The sequence below is a fragment of the Actinophytocola sp. genome (assembly GCF_036402745.1).
In the GTDB taxonomy this organism is placed as follows: domain Bacteria; phylum Actinomycetota; class Actinomycetes; order Mycobacteriales; family Pseudonocardiaceae; genus Actinophytocola.
In genome coordinates this window covers 1-12,903 of the sequence record NZ_DASWSJ010000368.1, presented here as the reverse complement: position 1 = coordinate 12,903, position 12,903 = coordinate 1, and the positions used below count along the sequence as shown (strand labels likewise).

At 74.2% G+C, this 12,903-nt stretch carries 11 protein-coding genes; 6 read left to right on the top strand and 5 right to left on the bottom strand.

All coding sequences use genetic code 11. From position 1 onward, the window contains the following. The 4 genes from cydC to VGD70_RS32755 all read left to right on the top strand — a co-directional run. The coding region (gene cydC / locus VGD70_RS32770; RefSeq protein WP_331088281.1) for a thiol reductant ABC exporter subunit CydC at nucleotides 1-2,631 on the top strand (2,631 nt) is incomplete at its 5' end. Between the two features lie 13 nt (nucleotides 2,632-2,644). After that, the gene (locus VGD70_RS32765; protein ID WP_331088283.1) at nucleotides 2,645-3,781 is read left to right on the top strand and encodes a GAF domain-containing sensor histidine kinase; all 1,137 of its coding nucleotides are present in this window, start codon (nucleotides 2,645-2,647) and stop codon (nucleotides 3,779-3,781) included. A gap of 93 nt (nucleotides 3,782-3,874) precedes the next feature. Next, nucleotides 3,875-4,627, top strand: coding sequence for an ABC transporter ATP-binding protein (locus VGD70_RS32760; protein ID WP_331088279.1), 753 nt, complete (start codon nucleotides 3,875-3,877; stop codon nucleotides 4,625-4,627). After that, nucleotides 4,594-7,149: an ABC transporter permease gene (locus VGD70_RS32755; RefSeq protein ID WP_331088277.1), complete on the top strand. Its 2,556-nt coding sequence runs from the start codon at nucleotides 4,594-4,596 to the stop codon at nucleotides 7,147-7,149. The genes VGD70_RS32760 and VGD70_RS32755 overlap by 34 nt, the downstream gene beginning before the upstream one ends. Before the next feature lie 51 nt (nucleotides 7,150-7,200). Here VGD70_RS32755 and VGD70_RS32750 read toward each other — a convergent pair whose 3' ends face one another. The 5 genes from VGD70_RS32750 to VGD70_RS32730 form a co-directional block, all read right to left on the bottom strand. After that, nucleotides 7,201-7,833 carry a response regulator transcription factor gene (locus VGD70_RS32750; protein WP_331088275.1) on the bottom strand — a complete coding sequence of 211 codons (633 nt, stop codon included), beginning with the start codon at nucleotides 7,831-7,833 and terminating at the stop codon, nucleotides 7,201-7,203. 9 nt (nucleotides 7,834-7,842) lie between these two features. Further along, entirely contained in the window at nucleotides 7,843-8,586 is a 744-nt protein-coding gene (locus VGD70_RS32745; protein ID WP_331088273.1) for a maleylpyruvate isomerase family mycothiol-dependent enzyme, read from the bottom strand. Nucleotides 8,587-8,618: 32 nt separating this feature from the next. Continuing rightward, nucleotides 8,619-9,578, bottom strand: a complete 960-nt coding sequence (gene coaA, locus VGD70_RS32740) for a type I pantothenate kinase (protein ID WP_331088272.1) — start codon at nucleotides 9,576-9,578, stop codon at nucleotides 8,619-8,621. Nucleotides 9,579-9,766: 188 nt separating this feature from the next. Continuing rightward, a complete protein-coding gene (locus VGD70_RS32735) occupies nucleotides 9,767-10,153 on the bottom strand; it encodes an SCO5389 family protein (RefSeq protein WP_331088270.1) in 387 nt (128 codons plus the stop codon). A gap of 165 nt (nucleotides 10,154-10,318) precedes the next feature. After that, nucleotides 10,319-10,918 (bottom strand): macro domain-containing protein, encoded by a 600-nt coding sequence (locus tag VGD70_RS32730; RefSeq protein WP_331088268.1) that lies wholly within the window; start codon nucleotides 10,916-10,918, stop codon nucleotides 10,319-10,321. A gap of 139 nt (nucleotides 10,919-11,057) precedes the next feature. Between VGD70_RS32730 and VGD70_RS32725 the strand changes: the two genes are divergently transcribed. Together VGD70_RS32725 and pheA are read left to right on the top strand one after the other, a co-directional pair. Next, nucleotides 11,058-11,783 carry an SDR family NAD(P)-dependent oxidoreductase gene (locus VGD70_RS32725; protein ID WP_331088266.1) on the top strand — a complete coding sequence of 242 codons (726 nt, stop codon included), beginning with the start codon at nucleotides 11,058-11,060 and terminating at the stop codon, nucleotides 11,781-11,783. A 19-nt stretch (nucleotides 11,784-11,802) separates the two neighbouring features. Continuing rightward, a complete protein-coding gene (gene pheA, locus VGD70_RS32720) occupies nucleotides 11,803-12,729 on the top strand; it encodes a prephenate dehydratase (protein WP_331088264.1) in 927 nt (308 codons plus the stop codon). Nucleotides 12,730-12,903 lie beyond the last annotated feature (174 nt).

Genomic DNA, 12,903 nt, shown 5'->3' with positions numbered 1-12,903 from the left:
ACCGCGTTCCGCCGCGCCGGCGCCCAGGCCGACGCCGTCCGCCGGGTCTCCGACGCCCACCGCAAGGCCACGATGGGCACGCTGCGCCTCGCGTTCGCCTCGGCGCGCGTGCTCGAGCTCATCGCGACGCTGTCGGTGGCGCTGGTCGCGGTGACGATCGGGCTGCGCCTCGTCTCCGGCGACCTCGGGCTGGCCGTGGGCTTGTTCGTCCTGATCCTGGCGCCGGAGTGCTACCTCCCGCTACGCGCCGCGGGCGCCGCCCACCACGCCAGCGAGGACGGCCTCGAAGCCGCTCGCCGCGTCGCCGGGCTCCCGGCCACATCGGCCCAGAAAGGCGGTGCGCCACCCGACGGCGACCTCGTCGTGACGAACCTGCGCGTCCGCCGCCGCGGCGGGAACGCCCCGGACGGCCTGTCGCTCACCGCCCGCCCCGGCGAGCTCGTCCGGCTGAGCACCCCGAGCGGCAGCGGGAAGTCGACGCTGTTCGCGGTCCTGCTGCGCTTCGCGAACCCGGCCGGGGGAACGGTGCGGGTCGGCGGGGTGGACCTCGCCGACCTGGACCCGCAGGCCTGGCGCCGCCGGCTCGCCTGGGTCCCGCAACACCCGGCCTTCACCGGCGGCACGGTCGCCGAGGAGATCGGCGCCACCGATGTCGCCGCCCGGGTGGGCGTCGGCCACCTGCTCGACCGGCCCGTCGGCGAGCTGTCCACGGGGGAGCGGCAGCGCGTCGCCGTGGCCCGGGCGCTCGCCCGGGTCCGGCAGGGCGCCACGTTCCTGCTCCTCGACGAGCCCACCGCCCACCTCGACCCGGCCACCGCCGGCGTGGTCATGGCCGCCGTCGAGGACGCCGCGGCCAACGGCGCCGCGGTGATCCTTGCCAGCCATCGCGCTGCGACGTCCACTCAGGACATCCCGCGGGCCGAGGCGCCGGCGAGCCGAGCCACCGGCGGCGAACCGCCGGCCCGGGCCCGGGCGCGGGTCCGCACGCTGCTCGACCGCAGGCTGCTGGCCGGCGCCGCGCTCGGTGCGGGCGCGCTCCTGGCCGGCGTCGCCCTCACGGTGACCTCCGCCTGGCTCATCGCGAAGGCCGCGCAGCAGCCGCCGATCCTCACCCTCTCCGTCGCGGTCGTCGGGGTCCGCGCGTTCGGGCTCGGCCGCGCGGTGCTGCGCTACCTCGAGCGCCTGGTCACCCACGACGCCGCCTTCCGCGCGGCCGGCGAGCACCGCGCGCGGCTCTGGCGCACGCTCGCCCGCGGCGGCCCGGCCCGCACGAGCGCCGACGACCTGCCCAGGCTCGTCCACGACGTCGACACCGTCCGCGACCTCACCCCACGCGTGCTCACCCCGCCGCTCGTCGCGGCACTCGTAGGCGTGGCGGCCGTGCTCGTCCAGCTGGCGGTCCTGCCCGCTGCGGCGAGCACGCTCGTCATTGCGGTCGCGGCGGCCGGGCTGGGTGCACCGGCCGTCGCGCTCGCGCTTGACCGGCGGGCCGGCACCGTGCTCGCCGCCGGCCGCCGCCGCATCGCCACCCGGACGCTGACCCTGCTCGACGCCGCCGCCGAGCTCATCGCGTTCGGCACGCACCACCGCCACCGCGCCGCCATCGCCACCGCGGACGCCGAGCTGACCAGGTCCGCGCAGCGGGAGGCCTTCGGCGCCGGTGCGGCCACGCTGGTGATCACGCTCGCCACCGGCGCCGCCGCGGTCGCCGGCACGGCGCTGGCCGCCACCGCCGTCGCGGCCGGGACCCTCGACCCGCTGCTCGCCCCCGTCTGCGCCCTGCTCCCGCTGGCGCTCGCCGAGGTCCTCGCGCTCGTGCCGCCCGCCGCCCAGCACCACCAGGCGCTCCGCGCCGCCGTCGCCCGCATCCATCGCGAGGAGACCGCCGTCCGGCCCGAGTACGGCGACCGCGTCGACCTGCGCGACGTCGACGTCCGCTGGCCGGGCGCGGCAGAGCCGGCGCTGCGCGGCGTCACCCTCGACCTCCCGGCCGGCACGCACGTCGCGATCGTCGGTCCGTCCGGCGCCGGCAAGTCGACGCTCCTGGCCCTGCTCCTGGGTTTCCTCGAACCCGAGCGCGGCACCGCGAAGATCCCCCGCGCGGTCGCCTGGTGCCCGCAGGAGCCCCAGCTCGTGTCGACGACGGTCCGGGAGAACCTCCGGCTGGCCGACCCCGACGCGACCGACGCCCAGCTCGCGGACGCGCTGCGCCGGGCCGGCATCGGCCACTGGGCCGACCGCCTCGACACGCGGCTGGCCGGCGGCGCGGCGACCGCGTCCGGCGGCGAGGCCCAGCGGCTGGCCCTGGCCCGTGCCCTGCTGGCCGCCCCGACCGCCGAGCTGGTGCTGCTGGACGAGCCGACCGCACACCTGGACGTCGCGACCGCACGCGAGGTGATCGCCACCATCAGGGATCTGCCCGCCACGGTGATCCACGTGACGCACCGCGCGGAGGAGGCAGCCGACGCCGACCTGATCGTGGAGATCGCCCACGGCCGGGTGAACTCGGTGCGAACGGCCCATTCGCACGGCCCCCAGGGGTCCCCCGGTTTCGACGTTACCGGTGGGGACCGACAGTTTCGGGGGCGCGCGGTTCCGATGCCTGCGGCGGAGCCGGCGGCGAGTGGCTAGCGTGGCCACGACGATGGAGCCCGACCTGGCCGCCCGTGCGCTCGGCGCGGCAACCGAGATCGCCACGGCGGCGCTGTCCGGGGACGACCCGGAGGCGGTGCTGCGGCTCGTCGTGCGCCGGGCCGCCGATCTCGCCGAGGCCGACCTCGGGCTCGTCATGGCCCGGGCCGAGGACGGCTCACTCACCGTCGAGGCCGCGCACGGCGCACCCGTCCTGCCCGACACCACCGACCCCGTCGGGCTCGTCCTCTCCGCCCGCAGCGCCGCCGCCCGGGTCGCCCGCGGCGGCGTCGCGGTCGTCGTCGACGACGTGTGGACCGACCCGCGGACCTCGCCCTTCGTCCCCCGCGAGCTGCGTGCCTACGGACCCTTCGCCGCCGCCCCCTTCGGCACCGCGCAGCGCAGGCTCGGCGCGCTCACCGTCTACCGCCGGCGCGGCGCGAAACCCTTCCAGGCCACCACCGTCGACCTCCTCGCCGCGTTCGCCGCGCAGGCCGGGCTCGTCCTCCTCCTTGCCGAGGGCGCCACCGCCCGCGCCAGGATCGGCCTCTACCAGGAACGCGCCCGCATCGCCCGCGACCTGCACGACGTCATCGTCCAGCGCCTCTACGCCGCCGGCATGCGGCTCGACCTCATGGCCCGCCGGCCCTCCCGCAAGCTCGCCCGCACCGACGCCGCCCGCCTCACCGAGGCCATCGACCAGCTCGACGCCTCGATCGCCGACGTCCGCGCGGTCGTCCGCGCGCTGCGCAACCCCGACCCGGCCGACACCGCCGCCGACCTCGCCGAGTCCGTCCGCGGCGAGGTCGCGATCGCCGGGGAGCTGCTCGGCTTCGAGCCCACCCTGACCATCGACGGCGACCTGCACGACGTCCCCGCCGACCTCGCCGACCACACCCGCGCCGCCCTGCGCGAGGCGTTGTCCAATGTGGTCAGACACTCCGGCGCCCACCACGTGTCCGTCCACATCGGACGCGACGGGGGCCTGGCGCTCACCGTCGCCGACGACGGCTGCGGGATCCCCGAAGGGGTCAGCCACCGCGGTCTCAAGCACCTCGAGGAGCGCGCCGCCCAGGCCGGCGGCCGCTGCGCGATCGACTCCTCGTCCCGCCGCGGCACCACGATCACGTGGACGGTTCCGCTGGGGTAGGGCTATCCCCACCACGTTTCCCCTGGTCAGCACCAGTGTCTCCGCAGCCCGTCCGCGGAACGCTTGTCCTGTGCGACAGACGAGGAGAACACCATGAACGTCGTCGAGCTGATCGACGTACGCAAGACCTACGGCGGCAAGCGCACCAGCGTGACCGCGCTGGACGGGGTGACCACCGGGTTCCCGCGGGCCAGCTTCACCGCGGTGATGGGCCCGTCCGGCTCTGGCAAGAGCACGTTCCTGCACTGCGCGGCCGGCCTCGACCGCCCGACCGGCGGCGCGGTCCTGCTGGAGGGCCAGGACCTCGGCGAGCTGTCCGAGGTCGCGCTCACCAAGCTGCGCCGCGAGCGGATCGGGTTCGTCTTCCAGGCGTTCAACCTGCTGCCGGCGCTGACCGTGCAGGACAACGTCACCCTGCCGCTGCGGCTGTCCGGCCGTCGCGCGAAGTCCGAACTCGTGCGGCGGGTCATCGACCAGGTCGGCCTGGGGGACCGCCGCAAGCACCTGCCCGGCGAGCTGTCCGGCGGCCAGCAGCAACGCGTCGCGATCGCCCGCGCGCTGGTCACCCGCCCGGCGGTGATCTTCGCCGACGAGCCGACCGGCGCCCTCGACACCCGCACCGCCCGCGACGTCCTTGGCCTGCTGCGCAAAGCCGTCGACCAGGCCGGGCAGACCGTCGTCATGGTCACCCACGACCCGGTCGCCGCGTCCTACGCCGACCGCGTGGTGTTCCTCGCCGACGGCCGGCTGGTCGGCGAGCTGATGAGCCCGACCGCGGAAGCCGTCGCCGAGCGGATGACCCACCTCGGCGCGTGGGCCGAGCGCGAGCCGACGGGAGCCCGGTGATGGTGCGGGTGGCCCTGCGCACGCTGCGCTACCGCAAGGGCGCCTTCATCGCGACGTTCCTCGCGATGACCTTCGGCGCCGTGATCACGATGGCCTGCGGCGGCCTGATGGAGACCGGCATCCGCACCGAGGTGCCCGCCCAACGGCTCGCGGCCGCGCCGCTGGTCGTGACCGGCAGCCAGTCCTACGCGCTGCCCAAGCAGAACCCCGACGAGGACACCGTGTCCGGCACGCTCGCCGAGCGGGTCCGGCTCGACGGCGACCTCGTGTCGAAGATCGAGACCGTGCCCGGCGTGGCGTCCGCGGTCGGCGACGTGTCGTTCCCCGCGACCCTGGTCCAGGACGGCGCGGCCGGCCCGCCGGCCAGCGGTCACGGCTGGTCCTCGGCCGCGCTGACGCCGTCCCCGCTGACCGCCGGCCACGCGCCCGGCCCCGGCGAGGTCGTGCTCGACGGCGCGGCCGGCCACCGGGTCGGCGACCGCGTGGCCGTCGTCGCCAACGCGCGGACCGCCACGTTCACCGTCGCCGGGCTCACCGGCTCGCCGGACGTGTTCTTCGCCGACGCCGACGTCGAGCGCATCGCCGGGCACGGCGGCAAGGTCGACTCGATCGGCGTGCTCACCGCGCCCGGCGCCGACCTCGGCCAGGTCACCCACGACGTCGGCGAGGCGGTCAAGGGCGCACCCGCGGTCCTGCTGACCGGCGCCGAGCGCGGCATCGCCGAGCACTTCGAGTCGAACAGGTCCAGCGAGAGCCTGATCGTGCTGGCCGCGGTGTTCGGCGGCCTGGCGATCAGCGTGGCGCTGTTCGTGGTCGCCACGACGCTCGGCCTGTCGATCCAGCAGCGGCAGCGCGAGCTGGCCCTGCTGCGCGCCATCGGCACCACCCCCGGCCAGCTGCGCCGGATGGTGATCGGCGAGTCGCTGGTCATGGCCGTGTTCGCCACCGCCGTCGGCGGCCTGCTCGGCGTGCCGTTCGGCCAGTGGCTGTTCGACCGGCTGGCCTCGGCCGGGGTCGTGCCGGACGCGATGGTGTTCCGGGCCGGCTGGGTCCCGATGGTCGTCGCGGTCGGCTCGTCGCTGCTGATCTCGCTGGCCGCCGCGTTCGTCGCGGGCCGGCGGGCGGCCCGGACCCGGCCGACCGAGGCGTTGATGGAGGCCGCGATCCAGCGGCGCTGGCTGTCCGCGGTCCGGCTGATCCTCGCCGTGCTGTGCTTCGGCGGCGGGACCGCGCTGTTCATCGTCACGATCGCGGTGATGACCGGGCCGATCGCGGCCAGCACGGCCGGCCCGTCGGTGCTGCTATGGGCGATCGGGCTGGCGCTGGTCGCGCCGGGCATCACCCGGGTCATGCTCGCGGTTCTGCGCTGGCCGGTGCGCGCGGTGTCCGGCACGGCCGGCTACCTCGCGACGCTCAACACCAAGACCCGGACCGTGCGGGTGGCCGCGGTGGTCACGCCGATCATGCTGGCCACGGGCATCGCCACGGCCAACATCTACCTGCAGACCACGCAGGTGGCGGTCGCGAACGAGGCGTACGGGGAGAACCTGCGGGCCGACCTGGTGCTGAACTCGTCGACCGGCGGGCTGCCTGGCGACCTCGTCGCCGAGGTCGCCGCGGTGCCGGGTGTCGCGGCGGCCTCGGAGTTCGCGAGCACCACCGGGTACGTCGCGGCGCCCCACGACGCCTCGCAGAGCGAGGACGGCTGGATGATCCAGGGCGTCAGCGCCGAGGGCGCGGCGGAGACGACCGCGGTGCGGGTCACCGACGGCACGCTCGCCGACCTCACCGGCCACACCGTGGCGCTGCCGGCCGAGCACGCGGCGGCGCTCGGCCGCGGCGTCGGCGACACGATCACGATGCGCATGGGCGACGGCGCCGAGGTCGACGTGCGGATCGTCGGCCTCTACCCGGGCCGCGAGGGCTTCCAGACCGTGCTGATGCCGGCCGACCTCGTCGCCGCGCACACCACCTCGGGGCTGCCCGCCCAGATCATGGTCCGCGCCGACCCCGGGACGTCCCTGGACGCGCTGTCCCGGTCGCTGACCTCGCTGGTCGCCGACCGGCCCGGGGTGGCGGTGGCCGACCGCGACGTGCTGACCGCCGCGTACGCCAAGGACCAGCAGCTCGGCGCGTGGATCAACTACCTGATGGCCGGCATGATCGTGGCCTACACCGCGATCTCCGTGGTGAACAGCCAGGTGATGGCCACCTCCGCCCGGCGCCGCGAGTTCGGCCTGCAGCGCCTGACGGGCTCCACCCGCGGCCAGGTGCTCCGGATGATGTTCGTCGAGGCAGGCATGGTGTCGGCGATCGGGATCGTGCTCGGCACCGTCGTGTCCGCCACGACCCTGCTGCCGTTCACCCTGGTGACGGACGGCTCGCTGCTCCCGAAGGGCCCGATCTGGATCTACCTCGCCGTGATCGGCACGGCGACCGCCCTGACCCTGCTCGCCACGATGGTGACCACCTGGGTCACGCTGCGCCCCCGCCCGGCGGAGGCGACTGTCGCACCAGCGTGACCAGGAAGGGGCCGGGGCGCCGCGATTTCCCACTCGCGGCGCCCCGGCCGGTCAGCTCCGCGGGCGGCGGGCGATCCAGGCCACGGCCTGGGTGCGGCGTTCCATGCCCAGCTTCGCCAGCACCGAGGTGACGTAGTTCTTCACGGTCTTCTCCGCCAGGAACAGCCGCTCCGCGATCTGCCGGTTGGTGAGCCCCTCGCCCATCAGCTCCAGCACCCGGCGCTCCCGGTCGGTGAGGACGGCCAGCTCGTCGGTCTCCGCGGAGCGGCGCATGCGGTCCAGCACCCGGGCCGTGGTGACCGGGTCGAGCAGCGAGCGGCCGGCGGCCACCTCGCGGACCGCGTCCACCAGGTCCTGGCCGCGCACCTGCTTGAGCAGGTATCCCGACGCGCCGGCCATGATCGCCTCGACCAGGGCCTGCTCGTCGTCGAACGCGGTGAGCACCAGGCAGCGGGGCGCCGGGTCGAGCGAGCGCAGCGTGCGGCACAGCGAGACCCCGTCGCCGTCCGGCAGGCGGATGTCGATGACCACGACGTCCGGCGCGGTGGCGCCGATCCGGGCGAGCGCCTCGGCGACGCCGCCCGCCTCGGCGACCACCTCGATGCCCGGCTCGCCGTCGAGCAGGTCACGCAGCCCGCGCCGCACCACCTCGTGGTCGTCGACGAGCGCCACCCGCACCGGCATGAGGTCAGACTATTGCGTGGTGTCCCCCAGGAGCTGGTGCAGCTTGCCGATCACCCCGCGGTTTCCGTCCAGCTCGACCCCGCTGTTGCCCACCCGCCGCCACAGCCACCGCAGCACCGCGTCCTCGGACCCGCGCACGACCGCCTCGGCGTCGGCCTGACCCCGCTCGACGGTGACCACACCCGGCCCGAGCTGAACCAGCCAGCTCGCCTCCGGGGTGTCGATCCGCACGGTGCTGCCGTCGCAGCTGTCGAGGTGGTCGCCGAGGTCCTCCGGGTACTCGCTGGAGGCGTAGGCGAGGAAGCAGACCAACACCTCGTCGATGCCGTCCGCCCCGAGGTCGGCCGCGATCGGCGTGGGCTCGAGGCCCGCCGCGAGCTCGGCGTCGACCCGGTGGATGACCGTCTCCTGCGCCATCCGGCGCGCCCACCAGCCCACCGTCTGGACCGGGGTGTACCAGGTGAGCGCCGGCTCGTCGGGCTTGCGCGTGTTGAGCTCCCACGTGAGCTCGCGGTAGGCGCGGTCGAGCGCGGCCAGCGGGTCGTCGCCCAGGTCCGGCGGCCACGGCTGCGGCCACTCGCCGCGGCGCATGGTCTCGGTCTTGTGCAGGTACACCTCGGCGACATGCCTGGCCAGGTCGGCCATCGTCCACCCCGGGCAGGTGGGCACCGGCTCGCCCAGGGCGCCGGGTGCGACCGCACGCAGCCGCTGGTAGTCGGCCTCCAGGCACTCGAGAAATCTCGACTCGTCCACGCGCGCAACCTAACCACGCGCCACCGACAGTCTCAGAGCTTGCGCAGCCGGACCCGGCTCGTGCGGTGGTCGGCGTCCTTGCGCAGCACCAGTGTCGCCCGCGGGCGGGTCGGCAGGATGTTGTGCACCAGGTTCGGCTCGTTGATCTCCTGCCACAGCCGGGTCGCCTCGGCCCGCGCCTCGCCGTCGGTCAGCGCGGCGTAGTGGTGGAAGTGTGAGCCGGGGTCGGTGAACGCGGTGTCGCGTAGCGCCAGGAACCGCTCGACGTACCAGCGCGCGATGTCCTCGGTGTGCGCGTCGACGTAGATCGAGAAGTCGAACATGTCGGCCACCGTGAGGCCCTGCCCGGGCAGCAGCACGTTCAGCCCCTCGATGATGAGGATGTCCGGCCTGCGCACCACCTGCACCTCGTCCGGCACGATGTCGTAGGCCAGGTGCGAGTACACCGGCGCGCGCACCTCGGCCGCGCCCGACTTCACGTCCGAGACGAACCGCAGCAGCCCGCGCCGGTCGTAGCTCTCGGGGAAACCCTTGCGGTGCATGATGCCCCGCCGCAGCAGCTCCGCCTTCGACAGCAGGAAGCCGTCCGTGGTCACGAGGTCCACGTGTGGGTGATCATGCCAGCGGGCCAGCAGGGTCTGCAGCAGCCGGGCGGTGGTCGACTTGCCGACCGCGACACTGCCCGCGATGCCGATGACGAACGGCACCTTCGTGGTCTCGGTCGGGTCCTCGCCGAGGAACGACGTGGTGGCCTCGTACAGCTGCTGGCGGGCCGCCACCTGCAGGCTGATCAGGCGCGACAGCGGCAGGTAGACGTCGACGACCTCCTCGAGGTCGACCGGGTCGCCGAGCCCGCGCAGCGCGACCAGCTCGTCGAGGGTGAGGGTGAGCGGGGTGGCCCGGCGCAGCTCGCGCCACTGTTCCCGGCGCAGCTCGACGTAGGGGCTCAGGTCGCGGCCGGAGCGGACAGGCCGCACGTGTGTCGCCCGCATCCGTCAAACGTAAGGCGTCGGGGCGGTTTGGGCACTGTGACCCAGTACACGCTGCGCCGTCCCGGCCCCTCGGCGCCGGCCGGGGCGGCGTGGTCGGGAGACCGCAAAAGATCGGACTGAAAATATCGCAATAAATGCATGAGTGACGTCTCGAAAAAGGGAGCCGCCGTTGGCTCCCTTTTTCGAGGTCAGCAGTTCACTAATTCGGGACTCTGGTTGAGCAGCTGTGACCGCGGGCTGACGAACTCGGCGTACTCCTCGTGCGCCGCGGGGTCGAACAGGGCGAGCCGGTGACAGTTCTGGAAGGCGAGCCGGACGTTGAGGTGCCGCTCGACCGCGGCACGCATGGCGTCGCTCCCGACCAGGCGCAGCAGCTGCCCGCGGGCCGCCTCGTCCGGCGGCTCCTTCTGGTTGTCGGCGAAGGCGCCGCCCCCGACGGCCAGTTGCTCGGCGACGTCGGTGACCACGGACCACGCATAGGGCAGCGAGTCACGGATGCACGCGATGAAATCGTCGTCGGACACGGGCCCGCGCTGCGCCTTCTCCAACAGCGAGGGGGAAACCGTTAACGACATTCGACCTCCTAGCTCGGAAATCCGGTCACCACTCAGCTAACCCGGCGCCTGCCATTTTGGCGACCACCCAACGTGTGAATCTCGCCTGGCAATTCCGTCACCTGTAGTCGCCGCACGGGTATGCGCGCACGGGCGGATCATGCCGCCGCGGTGACGTGAGCGAACCTATGGCCGTGTGGTGTCGAACACCTCGTCCCACGCGGCCATCACCTGTCTGGCACACGTCCGCGGCGCCACGCCTCCCACGCCGGTGCCCAGCCCCGGCAGCGCGATCGTGCGCACCACCTGGCGCACCGGCCGGTCGTCCTCCAGCCGGCCGTCACACCACAGCCGGAACACCGCCCGCGCCGCGAGATAGGGGTGCACGGTGTCCGGCGCCAGCACCGAACCGGGCTCGCGCATCGTCGGCGCGCTGATCAGCCAGGCCGGCGACGGCGCGTCGGTCGGCACGATCAGCGCCTGGCCGACGGGCAGCTCCCCACCGTGGTAGGCGAGCACGGCGCTGCGCACGTGCTGCTCCACGGACGGAAACGTCTGCGCATACACGGCATCGATGCCGCCGCGCATCCACCCGTACGAGTTCGCCGGGCTGACCACGGCCTGCGCGTCCACGTCCAGCACCGACCCCCGGTGCACCCACACGTCACGACGCTCCGCAACGGCGTCCGCCCACGCCTGCACGAGCGGCTCCTCCACCGCGCAGAGCACCAGCGCCAATCGTCCGGTCGCGAGTTCCGAGCTCTCTGCCTCCGAATCGGCGGTCACGGCTCCAGCATGGCACTTTGGTGGCACCGCGCGTAACCGCAAACAGGTGACACGTAGCCCGGCTCGGCGACCCCGTCCGGGTGGCCACCGTTCATCTCGCGTGACACCGGGAAGAGGGATTCTTGTGGCGGACAACGACTTGGCCGGCCGAACGGCGCTGCTCACGGGCGCGTCCGGCGGCATCGGCGGCGCGTTGGGCGAGCGGCTCGTCGCCGCAGGAGTTCGCGTGGCGTTCACCTATGGTGCGCACTCCGAGCAAGCCGAACGGCTGGTCTCATTGGCCCGATCGGCGGGAGTCGACGCGCTGGCGCTCGGCGCCGACCTGGCCGACCCGGACACCCCGGCGCGGCTCGTCGAGCAGGTCACCGCGCAGCTCGGGCCCGTCGACGTGCTGATCCCGAACGCGGGCACGGCGACCATGCTGGAATACGCCGACGTCGACCTCGCGACCTGGGACGACACGCTCGCGGTCAACCTGCGCGCGCCGTTCCTGCTGGCTCAGGCCGTGCTCCCGGGCATGGTCGAGCGCGGCCACGGCCGGGTGCTGTTCATGTCCTCGGTGGCCGCGTTCACCGGCGGCATGATCGGCCCGCACTACGCGGCGTCCAAGGCCGGCCTGCACGGGCTCGTCCACTTCCTCGCCGCCCGGGTCGCCGCGCACGGCGTGACGGTCAACGCGCTCGCGCCGGCGTTGGTCGAGGACACCCGCATGTTCCCCGGCGCCGGCCCCGACGTGCCGATCCGCATCCCGGTCGGCCGCTACGGCAGACCCGAGGAGGTCGCCGACCTCGCGATGGCCGTGCTGGGCAACGGATATCTCACCAGTCAGGTGATCGGCCTGGACGGCGGCGCCTACCCGCGCTGAGGCTGCGTAGGGTGGCCCCGTGCCGAGCATCGCCTATTTCGGACCACAAGGGACATTCACCGAGCAGGCCGCGCTCGCCTACGCGCGGCCGGAGGACCCGCTGGTCCCCGTCGCGACCGTGCCGCTCGCCCTCGCCGCCGTGCGGGCCGGCGAGGCCGACCTCGCCTGCGTCCCCGTCGAGAACTCCATCGAGGGCGCCGTCTCGGCCACCATGGACGCGCTCGCCGTCGACGAGCCCCTGGTCGCGGTGGCCGAGGTCGTGCTGCCCGTGCGGTTCGCCGTCCTCGCCCGGCCGGGGCTCGCCGCCGCCGACGTGCGCAGCGTCGCGAGCCACCCGCATGCCCTGGCCCAGGTCCAGGCCTGGCTCGCCGAGCACCTGCCGCGGGCCACCCAGGCCGCCGCCAACTCCACCGCGGCCGCCGCGGTCGGCGTGCTCGGCGGCGAGTGGGACGCCGCGATCACCGCCCCCGTGGCCGCCGCCCACTACGCGCTCGACGTGCTGGCCACCGGCGTCGCCGACGTCGACGGCGCGGTGACCCGGTTCCTGCTGCTCCGCCGGCCCGGCGAGCTGCCCGCCCCCACCGGCTCGGACCGCACGTCGATCGTCGCGGTCGCCGCCGCCGAGCGCACCGGCGTGCTGGCCGAGATGCTCACCGAGCTGGCCCTGCGCGGCATCAACCTCAGCCGCATCGAGTCCCGCCCGCAGAAGGACCGGCTCGGCCAGTACCGCTTCTACCTCGACTTCGACGGCCACGTCGCCGAGCAGCGGGTCGGCGACGCCCTCGCCGCACTGCACCGGCGCTGCCTGCAGCTACGCTTCCTCGGCTCCTACCCCAAGGCCGAGCCCGGCGCGCCCTCGGTCACCGCGTCGGCGGGCAACACCGACGCCGACTACACCGCGGCCACCCGGTGGCTGACCGCGGTCCTCGGCGGCGCCACCGGCTAGATGTCCGCGCAGAGCTCCTTGATCCGGCCGGCGGCCCTCTTCAGCTTGTCGAAGTCGAAGGCGCCCACGGCGTCCGAGGCCTTCGCCAGCTCGTCGGCCAGCGGCTGGTAGGTCGCGTCCTGCTTGGCGAGGGACGGCCCGACCTCGGCGATGCCCCACCTCCGGAAGTCCTCC

Bases quoted from the DNA above. Each gene is read 5' to 3' on its own strand.
- VGD70_RS32735 (WP_331088270.1), bottom strand. From the start codon at position 10,153: ATGTCGTTAACGGTTTCCCCCTCGCTGTTGGAGAAGGCGCAGCGCGGG.
- VGD70_RS32760 (WP_331088279.1), top strand. From the start codon at position 3,875: ATGAACGTCGTCGAGCTGATCGACGTACGCAAGACCTACGGCGGCAAG.
- coaA (WP_331088272.1), bottom strand. From the start codon at position 9,578: ATGCGGGCGACACACGTGCGGCCTGTCCGCTCCGGCCGCGACCTGAGC.
- VGD70_RS32750 (WP_331088275.1), bottom strand. From the start codon at position 7,833: ATGCCGGTGCGGGTGGCGCTCGTCGACGACCACGAGGTGGTGCGGCGC.
- VGD70_RS32765 (WP_331088283.1), top strand. From the start codon at position 2,645: ATGGAGCCCGACCTGGCCGCCCGTGCGCTCGGCGCGGCAACCGAGATC.